This is a genomic window from Geomonas ferrireducens, assembly GCF_004917065.1.
Lineage (GTDB): Bacteria > Desulfobacterota > Desulfuromonadia > Geobacterales > Geobacteraceae > Geomonas > Geomonas ferrireducens.
This window is the reverse complement of the sequence record NZ_SSYA01000001.1, coordinates 1,832,252-1,854,144: the sequence shown is the minus strand read 5'-3', so window position 1 is coordinate 1,854,144 and position 21,893 is coordinate 1,832,252. Positions and strand designations below refer to the sequence as shown.

The following is a 21,893-nucleotide window of genomic DNA, read 5'->3' as shown; positions in this document are numbered from 1 at the left end:
CCTCCCCTTTACGAGGAGGGGATTTTTTTATCCCGTTTATCCCGGTGCCGCCTAGTTCTCGGTCATGAAGTACCGCTCGTAAAGGTCCTCGAGCTCCTGCAGGTGGCGGGATTCGTCGGCAAGCATCTTCTTGAAGAGCACCGCCATGGGCGCCCCTTCGCAACCGCGGGACATCCTGTCGTAGAAGTCGATGGACCCCTTCTCCAGATGGATGGCGTAAGCCATAGCGTCGCGCGCCGTCGACCCGGGGTGGAGTTCCTTCTTCGGCAGGACGTAGTCAAGGTTCATGGTAGGCACCGGCTGGTGCAGCCCATCCCCCCCCCTCATCTCGCCTTCCACGAGCGCCTTTTCCAACTGGTGCTTGTGCTCCAGTTCGTCGAACGCCGCCTCCTTGATGATTTCGCGCGCAGCCTTGTCTTTCACGACTTTCAGTGCGGCAAGATACGCACGGTACCCTTCGTTTTCCATCTGGGCGGCCATTTCTATCGCTGCTTCGAATGTGTAACAGACATCACCTTGCTCAGCCATGGACGGTCTCCTGTAGCGTTTGTTTGTGAAAGGCTTTTTAACACAAGAAACTCCGAAGCACAAGATCTTGTATACACTTTCCCCACCTAAATGGAGTTTGGAGAAAGAGCTGTTACACTAACGACGGTATTATGACTTTGAAAAGGGGAGCCTACAGCACTGTTCCCCGTACCGGAGGGGCATATGTTGATCTTTTTGACTGGTGGTACCGGCTTTATCGGCGGACACGTACGGGAGGCGCTGCTCGAGCGCGGGCACAGCATCCGGCTTCTCGTGCACCGTAGAAGTCCCGCCGCCGTCGAACCCGGTGTCGAGGAGATCGAGGGGGACGTGACGCGCCCCGAGACCTTCGAGGACGCGGTACGCGGCTGCGACGCCACAATAAACCTGGTCGGCATCATCCGGGAGTTCCGAGGGCGCGGCATCACCTTCCAGCGCCTTCACGTCGAAGCCACCCGTAACGTCATAGCCGCAGCCAAAAAGGCTAAGGTGCGCCGTCATCTGCAGATGTCCGCCCTCGGCACGCGTGCCGACAGCACCGCCCACTATTTCAAGAGCAAATACGAAGCGGAAGAAGAGGTCCGCCGCTCCGGACTCGACTACACCATCTTCCGGCCCTCCATCGTCTTCGGCCCGAAGGACGACTTCATCAACAAGCTCGCCGGATACCTGCGCAGTTTTCCCGCCATGCCGGTGATCGGCGACGGCGAGTACCAGTTGCAGCCCATTGCCGCCGACGACGTCGCCCGCTGCTTCGCCGATGCCCTTGAGCGTCCCGACGCCATAGGGCATGAGTACGACCTCTGCGGTCCGGACCGCTACACCTATAACCAGCTTCTGGACACCATCGGCAAGGTAATGGGGAAAAGTCACGTCGCCAAGATAAACAACCCGCTCCCACTCATGCGTCTCATCGTTCCCTTCTTCGAGGGGTTCTCCTTCTTTCCCGTCACCTCCGATCAGATCGCCATGCTCGTGCAAGGAAGCACCTGCGACGGCAGCTGGCGTGGCACCTTCAACTTCGAGCCGATAAGGTTCGAGCCCGGCATCCGCAGTTACCTAAGGCCATAGCCCCCTCAGGCCCTCTTTAGCCCTCTCCGCTTGCCCTCCTTCACAGGAGCGTCTTCGAAAAGAGCGGGCGAGCATTGAGTACGACCTCCCCACGAAGCACTGCATGCCCCCTCAGGTCCCCCCCTTTGCGAAGGGGGGACAGGGGGGATTTGCTTCTTGCGCCTCTCCTGTCACCCCAGTCCCGTCCCATAACTCCGCCGCATCTTTACTCCGCAGCCCCTTTCACGTATAGTGAGTCACCCTCATCAAGGAGAGTGCAACGCATGGGCGAGACAGTCAGATTCGGCATTTCCATGGACGACCAACTGCTGGAGAGCTTCGACCGGCTCATCGAACAGAAGGGGTACGCCAACCGCTCCGAGGCGATCCGCGACCTGATCCGGGCCGCCCAGGTCGAGCTCGACTGGGAGGAAGGCGAGAAGGAAGGGGTCGGGACCGTCACCCTGGTTTACAACCACCACGTGCGCGACCTCTCCGACAAGCTGACCGAGCACCAGCACGCGCACCACGACCAGATCATCTCCGCCCTGCACGTCCATCTCGACGCCCACAACTGCCTGGAAGTCCTGGTGGTCCGCGGCAAGGCCCGCGAAGTGCGCAGGATCGCGGACGAACTGATCGGCGTGAAAGGCGTCAAACACGGCAAGCTCGTCATGACCACCACCGGAGAAGGGCTGCACTAACGCTCAAACCGTTCAACGTTCTACGTTCTACGTTCAAGGCTGGCCTTCCTTTTCCGCGTCCGTTTTCGCGGCGGGGAAGGAAGTTTTGCACTCGTGGTACAAGAAGGAACCATGCTGAAAGACGATCACTACTGGATGGGCAAGGCGCTGGAGCAGGCCGGCAAAGCGGAATCGATAGGCGAAGTCCCCATCGGCGCCATCATTGTTAAAGATGGCGCCATTATCGCGCGGGGGCACAACCTGCGCGAGAGCAAGCAGGATCCCTCGGCACACGCCGAGATGATCGCCATACGCAAGGCCGCCAAGAAACTCGGCAGCTGGCGCCTCACCGGCGCGACCCTCTACGTCACCCTCGAACCCTGCACCATGTGCATGGGGGCCATCATCCTCTCCCGAATCGACCGCGTCGTCTTTGGAAGCTACGACCCCAAGGGAGGGGCAGCCGGCTCCCTCTTCGATTTTTCCGACGACAAACGACTGAACCACAGCGTGGTCCTCACCCCGGGTGTCCGCGGGGAAGAGACATCCTCCATCCTCTCCAGTTTTTTCGCCAAGTTGCGTACGCAGAAGAAAAAGAAAAAGGTCATCCCCGCCTGCTGAGAAAAAAAGTCTAAATCTCTGGTGCAGTTGAGCCGAAACTAAGAGTATTGAGATATTTTCACTCGCTCTGAGAGGGGCTTATGCAACTAGAAGAAATCACCCCCGACTCCATTATGGCGACCCATCACGAGATCTCCCGGCTGGCCGCCTATACGGAAGAACTCCTGCAGGGGACCATTGCGTCCGAGGAGCACGCCCGATACAAGCTGACCGCCGTGCTGCGGGTCTACAGCGAGCTCGGGCTCATCTGGCGCATTCTGTCCGAGATAGACACGAGAGGCGTACTCACAAAGACCCAGCGTCAGTATCTGCAGGACTTCTACGCCGGTCTCACATACTGACGAGGGTGCCAAACAAGGCTTGAATTTCTGTTTGGAATAAGGTATATCTTTCTGCTCCGACGAACACGAGTCGTCTGAAAGAGCATATCCGGAGAGATGTCCGAGTGGTCGATGGTGCCTGACTCGAAATCAGGTGTACCGAAAGGTACCTAGGGTTCGAATCCCTATCTCTCCGCCAACTTACAAAAGGGCCAGTCATTGCGACCGGCCTTTTTGTCTTTTTATGTAGCAGATATGTAGCAAGAGCAGACAAGGCAGGGGGGGCAGGGATGGCGGCAGTATCATTAGACTGGTTGGAGATCGGGAAGGTAGCGTTAAGCTCCGCCTTTGCTTCGGCACTTTTGACCGAAGGGCTTAAGGTGTGGCATGACCACAACAAGGAAAAGGCTTCTACAGCTAAGGCAGCCACCTATTCCGCCCTGAGACTGGCTGTTTTATTCGAAGAGTTTTCTATAAATTGCGCAGATGCGATTTACGATACTAAAAGGTATTTGACCTCAGACGGGCATACCGGGACCCGTCACAGCAAACTTCCAACTCTTCACCCCTTTCCGGACGACGTTGACTGGAGAGCGTTGGATGTATCTCTCAGCGCAAAGGCACTAGCGATTCGGAACGAGTTTCTTATGGAACAACAGGGAATCGACTTCTGGTACGATGAAGACGCTGATGAAATTCCCGCTGCCTGCCTTGAACGACTTGGGCTTTGTGGCTACCACGCCTGGGAGATGGCGTTTGAACTTCGCGCACACTACAAGATCCCCCCCTTTAACGTTGAGCATGTTGGTTGGGACTTTGAAGCCTTTCTAAAGGGACATCACGCTACCGCCATAAAAATGAGAGCAGCAATGAAGGGGGCGTAAAGCAAAAGGGCCAGTCTCCCGGCCCCCTTCCCCCTTGCTTGATCCGACGTCACCTCCGTTTTTTCTTTCGACTTGGATCAACCTCTGTCATCCTCCGCTTTACCTCTACAGACCATTCGAGCTTTCTGCTGATATCGCGGTGGTGCTGGTAGATTTCCTTTCGCACCCTCAAATATTCCTGACGAAGTTGCCACCAGTTCAGGCCCTCCAGCATATCAAGCCCTGCTTCCATGCTCCCCCTCCTGTCGAAGTTAACACGGCGATCAACCTGCGCCGTCGTAGCACCAAAGGAAAAGGCCGAACATCCACGCCCGGCCTTCCTCCATTCATTTCTTCGCCGCCTTGACTACGCTGCGGCCAGCGCCCCGACCCGATCCAGACAGTAGCCCCTTACCCGGTGCGCATCGCTGATCCTTTGACGGGCAACGTTCAGGCGGTCTAGCACGTCTCCCTTGGTTACGTTCTCCAGGTAGAAGCGGCCTTCTACAAAGTCCATATCTCTGCCCTTGCTGTGGCCTCCGTCCAATCGACGCATAAGGAAGCGTATCACGTGGAATTCATCAAGCATCGTCCGCCGCGCTCCCCTCGCCCGCGCCTTCAGTTCTCCAGTGGTCACTTCTGCACCGAGATAAGGCCCCTCTACGAAGTCTTCATTGAACGCTGCCCCTACCAACTGCTTCCCGAAGTTCGCTGTCTCTTGCATGGTCGCCCTCCATCACCGTAGTAAGATATGCTGCTCATGTGGGGAACGTATACCATCGAGTCCTTTGCCTTGCAAGAAAAAATTATCAATAATTTCAATTGTTTAGACAACTAAGTTGTAAGGGGTTTGCAACCAAGTTGGTTGTCGTCGCCATTGCTCCCCACCCTCATCGCCTCGCTCGTACTCTCTCCAAGGCCCCCGCCCCCCTCCCCCCCCGTACCCCTAGACCCCCTGCGCGGCATCGCGGTTACTCACGAGTCCTGCCCTCCAATAAGAGGACGTCCATTTTCAAAACTGGAACAGTCTCGCATGAGGGCACGCCCAGCACCTGAAAGCTATAGCGGCCCAGTTAATACCCCGGCATGGCTCCCTGATAGGCCGATCTCGATTTTTCCGGGCGGGTATTTCTGAAACTGGCAAAGGGGGGACGCAAAAAGGAGGGGCAATTGCTGTGGTTTTTCGAGAAACGGGGCGGCTAACTATCTGAATCCTCTTAAATCAGCTTCAAAAAACTTGCAAGTTACTTGTCATTCCCTTGCAAGTTATGACCTGCCCGGACAGGCTTGCCGCCAACCCTTCCAGCGTCTCGCCGTCCAGGTCGAACTTGTCCATCCGTAGCAGCATTTCCTTTGCCGCCTCGTCCTTGCTTGCTGTTTCCAGTAGGCCGTCCACTCTTCTCTTCAGCTCGCGGGCCGTTGTCGGATACGGGGTGTCCATCCCCGGCTGGTCGTTGATCATCTCGGCCATTTGATTCAGAAGGTCTGCTCTCTCCGGCCCCTGGTGCTGGTCCAGGAACCTCTGACACAGAGTTAACATCGCTTTGCCCGGATTCATCGGCCTACCTCCACTATTTGAGATTCAGCCTCAAACTAAGGGCTTGTACCACTCTGGCTCTGCTTGGGGTTCCCTGGTAACGAATAAAGGGAAATCAAAGGACCCAATTGGCAAAAATAATCTCAGTGTACAGTTTGTTTTATCTATAGTCCTCCTGTCCACACAATACTCGCCCCACTCATCAGGATAAATTTCTTCCTTGTAAGAGCCAATGTTTAAAACGGTTCCATCTGGCTGAGGTATCTGTTTTCTTTCAGACGAATAATAATCGATCTTACGATCACTGATGAACCCGATTCGTATTTGGTTCTTTGAGTATTTTTTATTAGATCTATTGTGGATATTAACATCTAAGGATTCAAAAGACCGAAGGTGTACATTGTTTATTTCATCGAGGGTTAGCTTTTGTCCGCTAACATATAATTCTATTGGACATGCAGTTTGATTAACCTCCATCTCAGGAGTTAGGATACACCACTTTAGCTTTTTAGTTAAAGGCTCAATTAAATCCACGACACGACCATTGTAAATAATGTGAGGGTAATCTTTAAGGTCAAACGGAATATCATCCGTGTTCTTGGTCAAAAGTATTACTCGCTTACCTAGACCATGTGAATACCCTGCTTCATAAAATACATTCGCATTACGTCCGCTCATATCTGCAACTATGATGTCAGCTTTAGATATTTGATTGTATATGCGGTCAAGGATTCTTTCGTTGAAAAGTTGTTCATCGACCCGCTCACAGTACATTCCAGCCTGCTTGCACGCTTCTTTAATTCCCAGCTGATATACATCATCAAAGGATGGATCGAAGGGCATAAGAACAAAGACAAAAGGTTTCGGTTTATTTGATGGCACCAGTACTCCCCCCTAGTGAAGCTACCGACAACAGTCCAGCTAACCCTGTGTCTCAATGGCAATACATAACATAACTAAGTAATTTGTAAAGCATAAACGTAGCACCACAATCATACTTCCCTTACTGGATTAAACCTGATACAAAACATAGCCGAGTGGGGCACGTAACCAAGGAGGGGATGCAATGCACAATAAAGAGTTGGCTCAAGAAGAATTGTTGCAGCTATTCCGCATGGACCAGGAAGTGATCGACGTTGAAGAACAGAATGGCCAGATTTTTCCTGTTGTGCGGACGTACGACGACGAAGAGTATCATCTGCGGTTCTGGTGTATTCATTGCCGGACGTGGCACCTTCATGGCCGTGGTGGCCCACAGGCTAAGTATCAGGAAGGACGCGGCGGAAATGCTGGACACAGATCCGCACATTGTACCACTGGCAACTCGCCATTCAAGGCGAATGGTGTCGTACTCCATGTTGTTGGTAAGTTCAGTGAGACGATAAGAAAGCAATACAGAAAGGGAACCTCGCTGTTTTGCCCTGTATGTCGCAATAGGTATTCGGCTGCTCTCAACGCCTGTAACTGCGGTGGATGCTTCATAAATAAAAAGCGCAGATCGAGCCACCCCGAGCTTGCCGAGAAGTACCAGAGCTTTTTATGAGCAACCGTTTTGCTGTCACATAGCAACAGAGTCGGTTAGCAGCGGATAGCATAGACCTAGAACCTGCATTGGCGTGGCTTTACGGGTAATCAGTAAATACGGGACATTCTAAAAGGGAAACTAAAGTGAGGGTACTGTTGGGGAGAAAGAAAGACTACAAAAGCCGCCCTCTGTGATAAACGACAATCGCTTTCGAAACTACAGCGGGCATTGCAAAGGAGAGTGGACGGTTGGACTACGACAAGGTGAAAATGGTTCTTATGATAGCCACTGCCGGGGCGGCCTTTTTCAGCGTGCCCTCAATTTTCTTCTTTGAAGACGCTTCTCTTGCCCGTCTCGGGAGGCGAGTGCGGGAAAGCGTGGTGGGATTCATCGGCCTGTTCGTTTTGATCGCCCTGGTTGCATCTGTTTCTGTGTTTTTCTGCCGACCAGACAGCATGACGGACGAGGGAGCCGACAGATACGAGCGGGCATCAAGCGGGCGCTAAAGGAGGGGCAGGTGTCCATTTCCCTCGAACACCTGCCGCTTTCCTCAGTAGCGCCCCCGCAGCCCTGTAGCGGCAGGGGCGGGTGGTCTCTCCGCCTACAGTTCGTCGGCCTCGAACCATTGGCCCTTCGAGTCCTTAAAGTAAGGGCGGTTTTCGAAGACCTTTGTTGCCCTGATGGGGCCGGGTGCAGGTTTGAGCGGGGCCTTCGATTGTTTGGTGTCCTTTGATGCTGGTACGCGGGTGCTTCCTTCGCTGCCGGGATCGAGGACGGTGATCGCTGAAGGTGCCCCCTCGACGCCGTTCCCGTACTTAAGAAGCGGGATAAGGGAGGATGAAAACACATCCTGCGTATCGGCGATGCTCGGCTTCGCTGTCGTGATCGCAGAGGGCTCCCCCATCGCCGATACCTTCTCTACCATAGAACGAGCTTCTTCCATGATCTCTTTTTCGGTCTTGTACCCCGGCATACCAGGGCGGAGGTAGGCGGCGGCCTGTGCCTTCATGGCAGCGGTGGCAAGCTTTGAAATCACCTCTACAGGGTTCTCCCTGCTCCGCTTAACCACGCCGTATGCTGTCTTCCGATCCGGTGCGATGCCACTAGCGACCAGATACTCCACCATCTGAGCATCAGCGGGTAGGTGGCCGATGCCGCCCCTGCCGCCCCCTCTTTCGGGCTTGATGTAGGCCGGGTCGTAGGTGGTCTTGTCACCCTTGGTCGTCATGTAGACGAGAGTGCCAGCCTTGACCGGGTTGCCCTGCGAATCCTTCGCCCCCTGCGGAGCCTTGGTAATGTTGGGGCTCGTGTGGATCGCGGCCTCTTTGGGCTCCCGTATTCCAAACTGCAAGATCGGCGCAAGCTCCCTGCCGGAGTCGCCGGTTTCGATAGCCGCCGCTGCCATTGCCGCCTTGTTTGCGCCGTATTCGTCGCCGGACGCCTTGAGCTGGGCGGCTTGCTTCTTGAGTTGTTCCACGATGGGCTTGTTTCTCGCTATCGCCTGTGTCCGGTCCCGCTCTTCGGCGGTCAGCTTGTCCATCCGGGAGATAACTTCCTTGTCGCCATACTTCGCCCGCGCCGCATCGAGCCCGGCAATCAGCGCCCGCTCCGCCGTGATGTGGTTCATCATCGCGTCAACGGGAAGGAACTTCACCCGGTCGTTCGGGTCGGCGCTCCTGTTCTCTGTTAACGGCGCATTGTAGGTAGTTCCGTCCTGCCGGGTGAACTCCGCTTCCAGCGCGACGCCCTTGCCGTCAGGGGAAGGGTGTATGTCCACAATCCGCGCATCCTTGGGCGCGTTGCCGTCATCCAGCTTGCCCTTCATCAGGTCTTCCCTGAAAAGCTCCGTCATGGAGGAAAGTAACTGGTTCTTGGCTACGACCTGGCTTCCCGGTTGCGGGGCGGATTCGGCAGCGGGCGGCAGCGGCAGCGGGCGGCAGCGGCGAGCGTCGGCGCTCCACGTTACTCAGGGGCGGTTGCTGGCTTGCGGCAATCGCAGACTGCTGGGGCTGCTGTTCCGCCCCCTGCGGCCCGAGAAGATCCCCAAGCGCAACCATCGCCTTGTCGATCTCGGCCTTGCGGAGGTCGGTGAACTTGGGGTCGCGGTAGATCTCCGGCACCGTCCCGGTGGCAAACGCCCTGTCAATGATGCCCGGCGTAGGGGCTCCGGCAGAGTAGGCGAGCGCCATCTTTATGCCAGCGTTCCCCAGGTGCTTCTGAGCGCGGTCAACAACTTCGTCCGGGATCGGCATACCCTGTGCCTGATAGGAACGCATTTCTGCCTGGAGAGCAGCCCCCTCGTTGACAAGGCGGGAGTCGTTGAACTTGGTAGCCTCCCTGTCGTTGGCCTCCTGGCGCAAAGACATCTCCTGATTGGCGATAGCCTTGCGCTGCTGGAACTCTTCGTCTTGCCTTTCCTGTTCCTTGTCTGCGCGTTGAGAAGCCCTGATCGCTGTGTAAGCGCCAATCGCCGACCCTACCGGGTTGCCGTAATCTAGTCCGTAACCTGTCATTGCTTCTTCTCCTTCGAGCCCTTGGCCCTTTGTTTGCTCTCCGTGTTAACATGGGTGGCTTGCTGTACAGTCGCTTCAGTCGGTCCCTCGTCTTCGATATCAAGCAGCCGCTCCAGTTCCGGGAGGATCTGCCGCCACCTCTGGACTGAAAGGTTGATTCCCTTCGTAGTCGGAAACCACTTTTGCTCGTAGGCGTTGAGGAACCACTTGCGGATTGAGAGAATTTCGACTCCCCTGTATTTCTTCACCCCAACCTTGATTTTCTCCCCGCCGTTTAAAGGCAGCTCAAATGCCGTCATTGTTTCTTCTCCTTATCCTGGTATGCCTTGTCCGGCGACAGTCTGTTAACTGCAGCCCTGATCGCCCCTGAACCTATTGGAGTAATCGCGTGCACCCTCTTCGCTCGTATCGCCTTCGCCAGTGCTTCGAGTTGAGCTTGCCTATCCAGTTTGCTGGTCTCCATCCGCCACCTCCTTGGGAATCCAGTCAGCCCAGTCATAGAAGAACGCGGCACCGCCTTTTATGTACTGTGGCTCCGTCTTGTTGACCTTCAGGTATTCGAGGTAGTCGCCGAGAGCGAAATCGATCAGGTCCATGTCGCTCTTGGTCTTCACGCTGGACCTGTAATACGCAAGTGCCTGCGCCTTTGTGCTCTCGTCCTTCTTTGGGTACACGTCCCAAAGGGTCTCAAAAAAAGCAATCCGCTCTCTATCACTCACGCCCCGCTTGGGGCGGGGAGGGTTTGTGTGTTTTTTCTTGTTGCCTTCTTCACTTCTTATTCCAGGTCCGTCTTCAGGTCCGTCTTCAGGTCCGCTTCCTTGGTATCTGGCGTAATTTGTCATTGTAATTAAGGATGTTACCTTGACGTTTTTCAGGACCGTTTCGATGCTAATTCGCCCATCAATCTTCATTTCCTTCAAGAAGCGCTTAACCTTGCCTACGCTCCACTTCCACCTGACCGCAAGTGCCTCTTGTGACCATCCTACCTGACCTCTGTGCACTGTTACCGGAATCCCACGCCGACGAATCTGCCCCGCCTGGTAGTTTGCTAGCCCGATAAGATCGAGCCATGCCTGCCCCCTGGTGAACGGTTCAGCGAGCCACATGTCGCTGTGGATAAGCGATCTATGTGCCTTGAACCATCCCCCCGAGTTTGCGCCTGCTTGTTCGTTGCTATTCACTGCGGCCCCCTTTCCCAGCCCGGCCAAGAATCCACAATGCAACCGGGAAAGGTAGAATATAAAGCCGGTGAAGTAGCAAGGTGATTGGCTTGACCCACTCACTACAGTTGCGTATTGTCATCTCACACCCCTGATAGTTGCACCCTGGAGCCCCCTGCCATTGCCCGTGGTTGGGGGCTTTCTCTTTATGCAGCCTTCTGGACGGCTCCCTTGTCGCTTCCCAACTCGCCAGCCATCCAGGCGTCAAATGCAGATTCCTTACAACGGACACTTCTACCAATGCCCACCATGGGCGGTAGTGATGCTGCCTTAAGCCCTTGATTAGCCAAGGAGCGGTTGCAGTAAAAGAAGCTCTTAGAGAACCCGCTTCTTTCCGCCATTTCCGAAATAGTCAGCCACTTTTCTACCGTTGCCATTTTGCTTCTCCTTTTCTCGTTGCCCTTGAGGTAAGTCCAGGGGTTGGTCGCCTATCAGCCCGAAACAAAAAATCCCGGACCAATAGAGCCTTTATCAGGTCTATCAGTCCGGGATTCAGTAACCCATGCAGGGATGAACTAACCGGGTGTGTAGCTGTTATTGAATGTTCTACAGGAGATTATTTCTGTGTTCAAGGCGTTTGCCATTTCTCTAAAAAAAGAAACGCCCAGGCAGGTAGTAACCGGGCGTTTCGAGGGGGATTTACAAATGCGGCTTATGCAGCCTTGCTCTTTCGGCGTTGTTCCAAACGCACGACCTTTGCTGTAGGCGCGGCAACTGTTGATAAAGGGGAAACAACCAGCTCTGCATGATCCAAGATGAACTTTGCCACGGATTCAACGTCACGCCGCAGGAATTCGATCTCATGTTGAACGTATCCTTGCGTCACATCATCCGGCTTCGCATGATTTACAAGGCGCTTCTGCGTCCACGCTGGAATCTGGATCGCATTACAGAAGGTCAAGAAGCTCCGCCGGAAGTCGTGCAGCATGAAGTTAACGCCGCTCTCCTGTGTCACCTTCTCAAGAGACTTGCGGGGGTCGCGTAGGTGGCCGGTCTGGCCGTGGGAGGGAAACACGTAGCCATCGGGGCCGGAGTATGACTGCGCTTGATACTCCTTGAGTGCGGCCACGGCATACTGTGCGATAGGCACCACCAGTGTCTTTCCGTTCTTCGTCTCCCTGAATGTGCCTATGCCCGTCTCAAGGTCGAGGTCGGACCACTTGAGCCGCAGTATCTCATTCTTCCGCGCTCCAGTGAATAGGCCAAGGATTAGGACGGTGCGGCTCGCCGGGCTGTCGAGTTTATCCAGCCCCTCGAACCACGCCTTGAGCTGGTCAGTGGCGATATAGCTCTCCCGGCGGTCAAGCTTGTACCATCCATCTGTTTTTGACAAGATCCCCACCGGGTTCTTGAGAAATACATCGTCATAAACGGCTACGCCATAGGAAAGGACCGCACGTAGTACCCGCATTGCAAGGTCAGCGGCACCCTTCCCGCCCCGTTGCCCTCTCCGTTCGTTCCCCTTCTTGGTCGTGTACTTCTGCGCGGTTTTCCCCTTGCCAATTTCAATGTGTCGGTCTTCAACCATTCCTGCCGTAATCTCTCTCGCCGGACGCTGGAGCCAATCAGCGAAGTGCGTCTCCATACTCATCTTGTACTGTGCGGCAGTTGATGCCTTGAGCTTCCCCTTGGCCGTCTTCATCGCAATGTAGCGTGTGAAGAGCGTTTCCAAGGTGATGTCCTTCTCCTCCTCAACCTTCCGCGCCCGTTCCTCTTGTTGGCGTTGCTCCCGCGCTTCTCTTTGCCGATCATCTGGCGTGATGCCACGCTCTGCATCTTTGATGATCTGCTGCGCCTGCTCTAAAGCCGCTTCGAATCCCTTAACGTCAACCTTGCTATTTTGGATCTGCACCTTCCCCAGCGACTCCTTGATTTCTAAAGGCCGTCCACTGGAGTTAACACGCCCCCTCACCCTGGTCTGGACAAAGTAGGTTTTCGAGTTAGCCGACACCCTGACGCCGAATCCGGCAACACGGGTGTCAAAGTAAACTTCCTGCTTCCCCTGCGGGGCGTAGGGCAGCTTCTGGATGACTGATGCTGATAGGGCTTTCTTGGGCATGGCTTCCCCCTTCTGGAAAATATGTAGCACATATGTAGCAGACAAGGGAACAATACCGTATAGAGCAGTATAAGTCAATCAACTAATAAAAGTAGCAATTACAGCTATTTGAACAGAGTGTGATATGAATATGTAGCAGCATAGAGGTTGGCACGTTAAACTCGAAATCAGGTGTACCGAAAGGTACCTAGGGTTCGAATCCCTATCTCTCCGCCACCTAAAAAACCAACGTCCTTCAACGTTGGACACGAAGCCCTGAGAAATCAGGGCTTTTTCTTTTTGGGTTGTTCAGCAACATTCATTTTGCTATGGTGTCATTCATCTATTTTGACGGCAGCCTTGGCGGTATCCCGCCAAAATCGCACCTCCGGTACCGTCAAAAAGGAGATCTGATGCCAAAACGGATTCAGCCGCTATCGGACATGCAGATTAGAAGCGCAAAGCCAAAGGAAAAGGATTACAAGCTCGCTGACGGCTTCGGCCTGTACCTCCTCCTCACCCCCACCAACGGAAAGCTGTGGCGCCTCGATTACCGCTTCGACGGAAAGCGCAAAACTCTAGCTCTCGGCGCCTACCCTGCTGTCTCCCTCTCCGACGCCCGCAAACGCCGGGATGATGCAAAAACTCTACTCGCCAACGACATTGACCCTTCGGACGCAAACAAAGCAAAGAAGGCTGCCCGCCAGGAGGCCGGAGCAAATAGCTTCGAAGTTGTCGCCCGGGAGTGGCATACCAAGTTTTCACCTACCTGGTCGGAGTCTCACTCCTATTGGGTCTTGCGTCGACTTGAGCAGTACGTCTTTCCCGATATTGGTGCAAGGCCGATCGCAGAGCTGAAGGCACCAGACGTGCTTAAGGTTCTTCGGAGGATAGAGGCGGTTGCGCTCGAAACGGCCCACCGGGTAAAGTTCATGATAGGGCAAATCTTCCGCTATGCTGTTGGAAGCGGTCGGGCGGAACGTGATCCGACAGCGGATCTCAAGGGATTACTGCCACCACGGAGCCAGAAACACCATGCGGCGATTACCGATCCTAAAGAGGTTGCCGGCCTACTCAGGGCTATCGATGGCTTCAACGGTACCTTTACAGTACAGTGCGCCCTGCGACTCGCTCCCCTTGTCTTCCTACGCCCGGGAGAGCTTCGGCAAGCTGAGTGGTCGGAGTTCGACCTGGAGGCGGCAGAGTGGAATATCCCGATCGAGCGCATGAAGCTGAAGAAGCGCGTAAAAGAAGATAGGAAGGGTGAAAAGCACCTCGTTCCCCTTTCAGCTCAGGCTGTGGCGATCCTGCAGGCCCTTCATGCGCTAACGGGACATAGCCGTTACGTCTTCCCTTCTGCACGCTCCTTTACCCGGCCGATGAGCAATATGGCGATCAATGCGGCCCTTGACCGCATGGGGTTCAAAGGCGAGATGACGGCCCACGGGTTCCGGGCCCTAGCGCGAACCATTCTCGACGAGGTCCTGCAATGCCGTGTCGACCTAGTGGAGCATCAGTTGGGGCACGCAGTCAAAGACCCGAACGGAAGGGCTTACAATAGAACCGCCCATCTCTCAGAGAGACGGAAGATGATGCAGACCTGGGCAGATTATTTGGATGGGCTGAAAGTCGGTGCCAAGGTGCTGCCACTTAAGAGGGTGGAAGGAGTGTAGCGAACAGGATTCGAGCACACCCTACAGGAGACACAACTCGATGAGTATTGATGACTTGAAAAAACTGGGCACCAAACTTGACTGGCAGAAAGCAATCATTGCCAACAAGATACTGAACGGCGACCAGCTAACACAGCAAGAAAGATTGAAGGCTGCGGAATGGATCGTCTGCAGGCCGCTTGATCTGCCAGAGAAGAAGGAAACACGAGGTAGGAAGAAAGGGGCCAAAGACGAGACAATAGAGAACGCCCTTCTGTTTCAAGAGTTGGCGTCAGAGTGCAAGACAAAGGATGAATGCTATCGAAAAATCCTAGAGCAGAAGGGAGAAGACAATTCCCCTGATAAAGTCGAAAAAATCCTGAAGTCAGTAAAGGCTGGGAATAAGGCCTTGGCAACTGCAGACGAAGAGGCTCGCACTGAAATAGGTAAATCCCTTGCCCGTATCTTCATAAATTCTGTGATGAAAGACTGAAGCACCGCCCCCCTTGCATCCCCCCACCTAGAAAACAATTCCCCACTTTTTCATTTCCATACTCACCTAAGCCTCCTTGCGGTATCAAGATTCAACCACGCGCAAGGAGGTACAATCATGAACGCATCGCTGTCCACGGACAACACCTTGTTGAGGCTCTCCCAAATCGTTGGAGACCCGAAGGCTAGCCCGCCCATCCCTCCGATCATCCCTATTTGCAAAACATCTTGGTGGAATGGCGTGAAGAGCGGGAAGTACCCGCAGCCGATCAAACTCGGCCCGCGCACCACCTGCTGGAGGAAGTCCGAAGTTCTTGCACTTCTGAACAAGAATCAAGAAGGAGGTGATAACAGCGTAACCAATTAAATCCAACGGTTTTATGTGCAAACGACTAAAACGAGGTGAAGGATGGTTCCGAGGATAACCACAAGGCAGATCTGGCACGCTGCAATATTGCAAGCGGCCGGGTTAAGCGTCGTTGTCGAAAAGCAGCCGTGCTCGGCCCGCTGTGTGATGTCAACTGAAGACACTCCGGAGGCGCGACTGCTAATTGACAACTTCGACAAGGGGAAAAGGCTGGACATTCCAGCCAAAAAGATCACTAACGTCTACATCAATATCGTGGGGGCGTGCCGTGCGCTGCAGGTCGAGCGGGTCAACGGAGTTGCAGAGTGAACCGCGGGGGATGGATCCCCATTTCGAAGGTGCTCGTCAAGGACCTCCCTCGCGACCGCCCGTTCACCCGACTGGAAGCGATTTTCTCTCTGACTTGCGACTATGACTTAGAAAACCCAGTCTCTGTTTGCGGCTATTCAAAGCTCTGGAGGTGGTCGGAAGGCAGAGTAAAGAGGTTCATAGAGGAGATTGGAGCCCACATCGAATACCCTGAAAACACTAGGAAGCGGCAAAATCAACGCGGGGTGATCGCGCTAGTGATAACGGAGGGATCGCAGAGGGATAGCAGAGGGATAAGGCTTATTGATTCTAAGCGGTTACCAGAACGGCCAGAGGGATCAAGAAGTGATAGTAGAGGGAAGCCGAAGGGATCACGCACGTCTACTAAAGAACCTAATCCAGATCCCAATCCAGAACCTCTAAAAAAACCTTTGCCGAAGCCGAAGAAACAGACTTTTGACTCACCGCTCTTCGCTCAATTCTGGGAGGCATACCCCAAAAAGGGGGCAAAGCTAGCAGCCCAAAAAACCTGGTTGAAGATCAACCCTGACGAGCATTTACTCGCCGGTATGCTCTCCGCTTTGGAACGGCAAAAACGCTCCGCCGGCTGGCAGAAGGACAGAGGCCAGTACATCCCTCTTCCGGAAAAGTGGCTGAACGGGCACAGGTGGGAGGATGAGGAGCCAGCGATGGAATCAGAGCAATACGATTATGCCGATTTTTTCGATCTTAATCGACGTATAGGAACCTATCAGGACAAGGAGGGCCACAATGAGGGCTGAAGTTGTGATTGAATCAAGCTACGAGGCTGCATGGTGTGAGCTTAAAGGGCTCAGTTGTCGGATGGTTCCCAGTCTCAACAGCCAAGAGACGGAATACATTTTTACTGACAACAAGACCCTGCGGGAGACCCGGCGCCAGTTCTCGGAGGACGTGGACCTACAGGAGTTTATTGAGGTGCACCGGCGGCTTAAGTGGAGTGTCAAAAAGGCCCTTCAGGATCGGGCTAGAAACTAGGCAGCAAGGAGCAGGTGATGCAACCGAAAACAAAAGCCACCCCTATGGGTAAAACCTTACCAGGCAAAGGAAAGTCGGGTAAATGCCTCAGCACCCCCCTCCCCCCTAAAGCAAGGAAGGCTCTTAGCAAGGTGGAACATTGCCGAGCAGAACTCGCGGCTGTGTACCGGGAAGCGAGAGCGGGGCGCCTTGATATAGCTGACGCCTCCAAGCTGGGCAACATTCTAAGCCTCTTGGCGCGAATGATCGAAAGTGGAGACGTGGAGCAGCGAGTCGAAGCACTTGAGCAACTCCTGAAGGGGGGAGATAAATGAGAAAAAGACTGCAGCGGCTGGAAAGAGGCCGGGAGAAACTCCTCGAAGCCACATTGCGAAACATCACAAACGGCGAGCTCGCCGCGCTGGCTATTCAGGCGGGCCTTGCCCCGAATGAGTACGAATGGCTCCTGAGGCATCCTGACGTGCGTGGGGTAAATTACGACTTTAGCAGCATGAGTGATAAAGAACTGTTGGCCGAATTGGCGGCGATGGGGCTGGATGATCGCCCCGCCTACAACTGAGGAGGGCATGCCGGAATTAATGGCCGCCACCACATGGGCCAGGGAGCCCCGTAGTGTCAGAACACCAGAAGAGTAGAACAGGGAGAGCGCAGACCAGACAACCAGAAAGTAGAGGAGACTGAAATCATGGAGAAATCTAGGCAGGAAAATTTGATGGCCCGCGGTCGTGCCTTTGTAAAAGCTGGGTACCCCCCACGTGAGGCGGCTAAACTGGCTCTAGAACTAGAGCAGAAAACAAGTCAAAATCGTCAGTCATCAACACCGCCGGCACCAAAGGCGAAGCAACCAGCTACACAGCCAGAGAAGCACCTTCGCTGGGGGGCCAAGCCAAGTGCTTGGGGTAACGAACGCCTGATGGTTGAGGATTCTTCCCCCATCATGCCGCGGGCTGCGCAGCCCCCCCCGAAAAAGCCGACTCATGGAATGGGTCCCACAGCCTGGAGGTCCGAGAAGAAGGATAATTCGAAGCTGACAGGGCATCAGCAGGCCGCCCTAAAACTCGGAGTAGACATCGACCGGGTTTCAACGACGGAGCTGGGCCGGATGAACAGTAGCGAGATGGCAGCACTGGCCCAGCAGCAAATGCTTGAAAAGGTCGCTGAACAGCTCACACCACAGCGGGTATACAATGTGTGGCGGTGGGGTGTCCCCAACGGTTTAGGCGATAGGTGATTCTCTTTAGGGGACGGCAGAGGGGCAGCAAGCAGAGCCAGGGTGAAACTTACCCTGGCTCTCGTTTTCTTAGCATCTGGAGGAGCCGTGGCATGATGAAAAAATAACAGTATTGGTACAGCCAAGTTGAATGACGATAGCATCCTGACTGCCCGTGGGAAGACTGGTGCCTGGACCGGACCTCGGTCAAAAATCTTATTTCTAGGCTCTAGTCGGGCCTCTCAGGTATCATTCTGTGCCGGCGTCTTTACCATCTAAGGCTCTGGTCACTAGTCGATGTCCCCTGGCTCAAGCTTTTCGCTGCTAGGACGGAGTGACCTACTTGGTCACGTGGAGCGGCGACAGTACACTTTAACCGACTGCGAGGGTGACGACCTTGCCAGGATCATTACCCAACCTTGAAGGAGGATCTATGCGTTTTCTGGTGTTTGCTGCCGTACTTTTATTGCCAGTTGTAAGCAATGCTGATCGCATCTCTGTCGCTATGTATGAAACGGTCCCACAATCTGAGGATCTGGTGACTGCCTATGTCCAGGGTGTAGGCGTAGGCTTAGAAGATGCGAATTATTATCTTGAAGTGTCACATCAGAAAAAGTTGTTTTGTGTGCCAGAAGGAAAAGATTTGAAATACAGAAAGATTCTAGATGCGTATTTGGCTTTACATGAAATGAAAGAGGATGCAAAACCATTATTTACAATCGATTCGGTATTATTCCTTGCTCTCAAAAGCATGTATCCATGCACAACCGCCAAAAAGGATAATAAAAGGAAGTAGTCGCTTCCTAGAATGCAACAAACGCACGCATTGCATGCTAGTTTGCTCAAGTTTGCCGCCTTTCGGGCCGTCGTCTATTCGTCTGCAGTCGGTTTTTCAGCGTTGGTGGGGACGCCTTTGACTGATCCAAGTCTTCTGCAAACCGGATCGCTTGCTTCAGTAGCGCTGCCTTCTGTAGGAACTTCTCCTCTTCGGTCATAATCGCTCCATGGCTGTCTACCAACGATCTCCTACTTGGTACTCTTCCTCTGTAAAGCCAGGGACCCTGGTACCGTCCCGGTGGTGGGTGCCGCGCCAAAAACCCGGCGGTGGCATTACTCCGTCGGAGAGGTCCCAGTCCGTATCAAGAGTATCCTCGCCCAGCAAAGCTTCGGTGCCATCGACCGTGGCGCACCCCACTGGAATCCCTTCATAAATTACCCTCGGCGTTTTGGCAGCGCAGCATTTCTTATTTTGGGTAGTCATGATGTTCACCACAACAGAACGATTTTCCGCTGACAATGCTTCTCCTCACGCCGTCCTAGTTTTCATGTATGAGAAGATAAAGGCGCCGCCACAGAATGATTTAGCGAGGTGCATGCCGGGCATCCACAAAGGGCTCTTCCACGACTTATTGTGTCCGTAGTCGGAGGTAGCTTGTTAAAGTGGTGAGAACCAAAATTAGTCGAGCTCAACGAAGATTCATTGCCATTTAACAGCCTGCATGCTACAAGCGTTTGTTCAAATGTTCCCCAGCGCGGCCAATCCGCTCAATCTAGGCTTGCAGGAGGGGAGCATCATTTATCCGACGTTAAGCGATGAGGAGACGGCTGTGATTGAAAACTTTATTATTCACAGAGTATTAAAAAAAGCAGGTGCGACAGAAGCAAGCATTAAGACCAGGGAAGAGGTTTTAAACGTTTCTGTAGAAGTCGAAGATTTAGTAAGAGATATATTGAACGTGTACAACAGTAAAAGTGCAAGGGCTTACGGAATTTTCAATCCTGACACTGAAAATTATCCCTTTTCCAAATATGTAAAGAGCTATTTATCTGACCAAGCTTTGTTTGTTAAATTCACACATAACTCAATGGTCAGATTGCAGAATAGAATTAAGGATGCTACACTTGCCACCGGTGGATATATAGCATTCATACACTACAAAACTGAGATGAAAAATTATGTAATGGTAGTGATGCTCAATGATAAAGGTGGCACAGCAATAGATGAAGCAACCTTAGAAGTAAACAAAACAATGCATCTGGACCTAGATAAACTACATTTTGCTGCTAGACTTAATGTAACCGACTGGGAAACTGATACCTCCAGTAAATATTTATCATTTATTAAAGGCCGGGGCACTGAAGGTATATCGAAGTATTTCAGAGAATTCCTAGGGTGCGATGAATTCACCGAGTCAAAGAGGTTAACCGAAAAACTTGTCCAAGCTGTTAAGGACTTTGGTGATGCCAAAAATCTTCTAGAAGAAGACAAACAGGCATTAAAAAAATTGTGCTTCGACTACTGCGAGAAGAAGAGGAAAAGCAGGGAGCCGGTCCTCTTAGACGAGTTGGCAAATCACGTATGGGAGATCGTCCCAAATGAATTCCTTGAATTTGTGAACGATGAGAAGTATCAGCTAACCAGCGGGTTCGAACCCCATGCCGGCAGCTTAAGGAGATTGTACAGATTTTCAGGGAAAGAGAAGGGACTAACTATTAGTTTTGACTCTGAGTTGCTTGGGAAACGGGTCCATTATGACAAAGCCAAACAGACCTTGACGATTAACGGACTACCACAAGATTTAAAGCAGGAACTGGACGATATCCATGCTGACAGCACAACAGAAACTTAAGCTTCTTGCGGTCGTTTACCGATCCATGGGCGACTCCAAATGGGGGCCGAGAACCGTAGCAGGATACCTGCCCCCCTTGACTCCGAACGTGCTCACGCAGCTTTCAGAACTTGAGGCTGCGGGCCTTACGGAGAGTGTTCACCTTGACGATCGCAGCATCCTTGTATCTGACATCAACCTCGACTTGCACAGCGGGAAGACGTTTCACATAGAGCTCAATACAAGCAATGGCCCCACCATCCCTTTTGTACGGACATTCCAGGAGCTCCTTGATCTCCCCACAGCTTTAACTAAAAAACCCATCGCGTTCTTTGTCGAGGATATCAACTACTGCTCAGAAGACGACGGAGCCCCACCCCAGATCGTCTCGAAATATCTCTCGATTCTCTCCTTTGTCCAGACCCTGCAACGACTTTCTGATTTTGCGGACATGTCAAGCTCGGGCGTCCTTACTTTGGTTTTTCTTTTGAAAGAGAAATATGAAGTGCGTGTAGAGTACGGTGCTGCAGATGTGGAAAAAGCATCTCAGTCTGAAACGCTGCTCCATTTTCTCGAATCCACGCCGCACGAGGCAAACAAGAGGGATATCCTTAAGGGAGTAGTGGTCGACACCATTAAGAGCAGCAGAACCCCATTCACATCCTTGATATCTTCGCTAGATGATGTTACCAGGAGAGCAACTGACAATTACGCAGTATTCGTCAGCGAGTTCTCGTTTGACAAGATTAGGGATGAGATCGAAAAAAGGAAATCCGAATTTATCCTCAGAATAAACAAGGTATTCTCCGACATTCAGGACAAACTTTTGGGAGTGCCACTGGCCCTCATAATCGCATCGACACAACTGGATACGAAGGGCGATTATGGTAAAAACACTTCCATCATCTGTGGTATATCCATTTTCACGATCCTGATGGCGTTGCTGCTCAAAAATCAAGTAGCCAACCTGGAAGCCATAAAGGAAGAGTACGCCTACCAGGAAGGCTTGCTGGAAAAGGAATACTCATCACTTCATGCAAAAATTGAGAAGGCTTTTAAAGTAATCCAGGGGCGTTGGCTTTACCTAGACCGGAAACTTCAGTTTGTCGCTGGGCTGGTGCTGGGTAACTATGCTTTTGCATGCTTTCTGTACTACCAATGGACCCCGCAATTCCGCGACACATTTGACGCTATATGTTATCTGTCGAAGCATTATTTTTTGTGGGGGTGGGCGTTGATAAGGTAAGCCAGAAAGATGGAGGTATTTTTGGAGGTTTATACTGAATCGCACCTCAAAACATACTCACACAAACAACTACTTACAGCGCCTGTTATACCG

General features: G+C 53.0%; 30 protein-coding genes and 1 tRNA gene. 19 read left to right on the top strand and 12 right to left on the bottom strand.

The features are described 5' to 3' along the window. Window positions 1-51 precede the first annotated feature (51 nt). Window positions 52-528: a ferritin family protein gene (locus E8L22_RS08120; protein ID WP_136524663.1), complete on the bottom strand. Its 477-nt coding sequence runs from the start codon at window positions 526-528 to the stop codon at window positions 52-54. 183 nt (window positions 529-711) lie between these two features. Here E8L22_RS08120 and E8L22_RS08115 point away from each other — a divergent pair, with 183 nt between their 5' ends. The 6 genes from E8L22_RS08115 (at window position 712) to E8L22_RS08090 (ending at window position 4,086) form a co-directional block, all read left to right on the top strand. Continuing rightward, window positions 712-1,599: a complex I NDUFA9 subunit family protein gene (locus tag E8L22_RS08115; protein ID WP_136524662.1), complete on the top strand. Its 888-nt coding sequence runs from the start codon at window positions 712-714 to the stop codon at window positions 1,597-1,599. A 263-nt stretch (window positions 1,600-1,862) separates the two neighbouring features. After that, entirely contained in the window at window positions 1,863-2,282 is a 420-nt protein-coding gene (gene nikR, locus E8L22_RS08110; protein ID WP_136524661.1) for a nickel-responsive transcriptional regulator NikR, read from the top strand. Between the two features lie 111 nt (window positions 2,283-2,393). Next, window positions 2,394-2,882 (top strand): tRNA adenosine(34) deaminase TadA, encoded by a 489-nt coding sequence (gene tadA / locus E8L22_RS08105; RefSeq protein ID WP_136524660.1) that lies wholly within the window; start codon window positions 2,394-2,396, stop codon window positions 2,880-2,882. An 80-nt stretch (window positions 2,883-2,962) separates the two neighbouring features. After that, entirely contained in the window at window positions 2,963-3,223 is a 261-nt protein-coding gene (locus tag E8L22_RS08100) for a hypothetical protein (protein ID WP_135869418.1), read from the top strand. A gap of 90 nt (window positions 3,224-3,313) precedes the next feature. Beyond that, window positions 3,314-3,401 (top strand) — tRNA-Ser (locus E8L22_RS08095). A 91-nt stretch (window positions 3,402-3,492) separates the two neighbouring features. Continuing rightward, on the top strand, window positions 3,493-4,086 hold the full coding sequence (locus E8L22_RS08090; protein ID WP_136524659.1) for a hypothetical protein: 594 nt from the start codon (window positions 3,493-3,495) through the stop codon (window positions 4,084-4,086). Window positions 4,087-4,135: 49 nt separating this feature from the next. Here the strand turns inward: E8L22_RS08090 and E8L22_RS08085 are convergent, their stop codons facing one another. The 4 genes from E8L22_RS08085 to E8L22_RS08070 form a co-directional block, all read right to left on the bottom strand. Beyond that, entirely contained in the window at window positions 4,136-4,318 is a 183-nt protein-coding gene (locus E8L22_RS08085) for a hypothetical protein (RefSeq protein ID WP_136524658.1), read from the bottom strand. Window positions 4,319-4,432: 114 nt separating this feature from the next. Next, window positions 4,433-4,789, bottom strand: a complete 357-nt coding sequence (locus tag E8L22_RS08080; protein WP_136524657.1) for a hypothetical protein — start codon at window positions 4,787-4,789, stop codon at window positions 4,433-4,435. A 504-nt stretch (window positions 4,790-5,293) separates the two neighbouring features. Then, window positions 5,294-5,623 (bottom strand): hypothetical protein, encoded by a 330-nt coding sequence (locus E8L22_RS08075; RefSeq protein WP_136524656.1) that lies wholly within the window; start codon window positions 5,621-5,623, stop codon window positions 5,294-5,296. Between the two features lie 30 nt (window positions 5,624-5,653). Beyond that, window positions 5,654-6,484: a TIR domain-containing protein gene (locus E8L22_RS08070; protein ID WP_136524655.1), complete on the bottom strand. Its 831-nt coding sequence runs from the start codon at window positions 6,482-6,484 to the stop codon at window positions 5,654-5,656. 184 nt (window positions 6,485-6,668) lie between these two features. Between E8L22_RS08070 and E8L22_RS08065 the strand changes: the two genes are divergently transcribed. Further along, entirely contained in the window at window positions 6,669-7,145 is a 477-nt protein-coding gene (locus tag E8L22_RS08065; RefSeq protein ID WP_136524654.1) for a hypothetical protein, read from the top strand. Window positions 7,146-7,375: 230 nt separating this feature from the next. Beyond that, on the top strand, window positions 7,376-7,633 hold the full coding sequence (locus E8L22_RS08060; RefSeq protein WP_136524653.1) for a hypothetical protein: 258 nt from the start codon (window positions 7,376-7,378) through the stop codon (window positions 7,631-7,633). A gap of 95 nt (window positions 7,634-7,728) precedes the next feature. On the opposite strand, the gene E8L22_RS08055 is transcribed toward E8L22_RS08060, so the two are convergent. From E8L22_RS08055 to E8L22_RS08030, 7 genes are all read right to left on the bottom strand, one after another. Then, on the bottom strand, window positions 7,729-8,952 hold the full coding sequence (locus E8L22_RS08055) for a hypothetical protein (RefSeq protein WP_136524652.1): 1,224 nt from the start codon (window positions 8,950-8,952) through the stop codon (window positions 7,729-7,731). After that, window positions 8,933-9,640, bottom strand: a complete 708-nt coding sequence (locus E8L22_RS08050) for a hypothetical protein (RefSeq protein WP_136524651.1) — start codon at window positions 9,638-9,640, stop codon at window positions 8,933-8,935. Before E8L22_RS08050 ends, E8L22_RS08055 begins: the two co-directional genes overlap by 20 nt. Further along, window positions 9,637-9,939 carry a transcriptional coactivator p15/PC4 family protein gene (locus E8L22_RS08045; protein ID WP_136524650.1) on the bottom strand — a complete coding sequence of 101 codons (303 nt, stop codon included), beginning with the start codon at window positions 9,937-9,939 and terminating at the stop codon, window positions 9,637-9,639. Before E8L22_RS08045 ends, E8L22_RS08050 begins: the two co-directional genes overlap by 4 nt. Continuing rightward, window positions 9,936-10,103 carry a hypothetical protein gene (locus tag E8L22_RS21380; protein WP_162604797.1) on the bottom strand — a complete coding sequence of 56 codons (168 nt, stop codon included), beginning with the start codon at window positions 10,101-10,103 and terminating at the stop codon, window positions 9,936-9,938. Before E8L22_RS21380 ends, E8L22_RS08045 begins: the two co-directional genes overlap by 4 nt. Next, window positions 10,081-10,821, bottom strand: a complete 741-nt coding sequence (locus E8L22_RS08040; protein ID WP_136524649.1) for a hypothetical protein — start codon at window positions 10,819-10,821, stop codon at window positions 10,081-10,083. The genes E8L22_RS21380 and E8L22_RS08040 overlap by 23 nt, the downstream gene beginning before the upstream one ends. A gap of 185 nt (window positions 10,822-11,006) precedes the next feature. Beyond that, complete coding sequence (locus E8L22_RS08035; protein ID WP_136524648.1) at window positions 11,007-11,237, bottom strand: helix-turn-helix domain-containing protein; 231 nt, start codon at window positions 11,235-11,237, stop codon at window positions 11,007-11,009. A gap of 275 nt (window positions 11,238-11,512) precedes the next feature. Further along, on the bottom strand, window positions 11,513-12,919 hold the full coding sequence (locus tag E8L22_RS08030) for a tyrosine-type recombinase/integrase (RefSeq protein WP_136524647.1): 1,407 nt from the start codon (window positions 12,917-12,919) through the stop codon (window positions 11,513-11,515). Window positions 12,920-13,311: 392 nt separating this feature from the next. Between E8L22_RS08030 and E8L22_RS08025 the strand changes: the two genes are divergently transcribed. The 11 genes from E8L22_RS08025 to E8L22_RS07970 all read left to right on the top strand — a co-directional run bounded on the left by E8L22_RS08025 (window position 13,312) and on the right by E8L22_RS07970 (window position 21,800). Then, window positions 13,312-14,571: a tyrosine-type recombinase/integrase gene (locus E8L22_RS08025; RefSeq protein WP_136524646.1), complete on the top strand. Its 1,260-nt coding sequence runs from the start codon at window positions 13,312-13,314 to the stop codon at window positions 14,569-14,571. Between the two features lie 40 nt (window positions 14,572-14,611). Further along, window positions 14,612-15,043, top strand: coding sequence for a hypothetical protein (locus E8L22_RS08020; protein ID WP_136524645.1), 432 nt, complete (start codon window positions 14,612-14,614; stop codon window positions 15,041-15,043). A 117-nt stretch (window positions 15,044-15,160) separates the two neighbouring features. Continuing rightward, window positions 15,161-15,409, top strand: a complete 249-nt coding sequence (locus tag E8L22_RS08015) for a helix-turn-helix transcriptional regulator (protein ID WP_136524644.1) — start codon at window positions 15,161-15,163, stop codon at window positions 15,407-15,409. Between the two features lie 42 nt (window positions 15,410-15,451). Continuing rightward, the gene (locus tag E8L22_RS08010; RefSeq protein ID WP_136524643.1) at window positions 15,452-15,718 is read left to right on the top strand and encodes a hypothetical protein; all 267 of its coding nucleotides are present in this window, start codon (window positions 15,452-15,454) and stop codon (window positions 15,716-15,718) included. Next, on the top strand, window positions 15,715-16,500 hold the full coding sequence (locus E8L22_RS08005; protein WP_136524642.1) for a hypothetical protein: 786 nt from the start codon (window positions 15,715-15,717) through the stop codon (window positions 16,498-16,500). Before E8L22_RS08010 ends, E8L22_RS08005 begins: the two co-directional genes overlap by 4 nt. Continuing rightward, window positions 16,490-16,735, top strand: coding sequence for a hypothetical protein (locus E8L22_RS08000; RefSeq protein ID WP_136524641.1), 246 nt, complete (start codon window positions 16,490-16,492; stop codon window positions 16,733-16,735). The genes E8L22_RS08005 and E8L22_RS08000 overlap by 11 nt, the downstream gene beginning before the upstream one ends. A gap of 310 nt (window positions 16,736-17,045) precedes the next feature. Further along, window positions 17,046-17,294, top strand: a complete 249-nt coding sequence (locus E8L22_RS07990) for a hypothetical protein (protein WP_136524640.1) — start codon at window positions 17,046-17,048, stop codon at window positions 17,292-17,294. Window positions 17,295-17,420: 126 nt separating this feature from the next. Beyond that, window positions 17,421-17,966: a hypothetical protein gene (locus tag E8L22_RS07985; protein ID WP_136524639.1), complete on the top strand. Its 546-nt coding sequence runs from the start codon at window positions 17,421-17,423 to the stop codon at window positions 17,964-17,966. Between the two features lie 412 nt (window positions 17,967-18,378). After that, window positions 18,379-18,741, top strand: a complete 363-nt coding sequence (locus tag E8L22_RS07980; RefSeq protein ID WP_136524638.1) for a hypothetical protein — start codon at window positions 18,379-18,381, stop codon at window positions 18,739-18,741. Window positions 18,742-19,552: 811 nt separating this feature from the next. Next, window positions 19,553-20,575, top strand: coding sequence for a nucleoid-associated protein (locus E8L22_RS07975; RefSeq protein WP_162604796.1), 1,023 nt, complete (start codon window positions 19,553-19,555; stop codon window positions 20,573-20,575). Then, entirely contained in the window at window positions 20,550-21,800 is a 1,251-nt protein-coding gene (locus E8L22_RS07970) for a hypothetical protein (RefSeq protein WP_136524636.1), read from the top strand. The genes E8L22_RS07975 and E8L22_RS07970 overlap by 26 nt, the downstream gene beginning before the upstream one ends. Window positions 21,801-21,893: the final 93 nt, after the last annotated feature.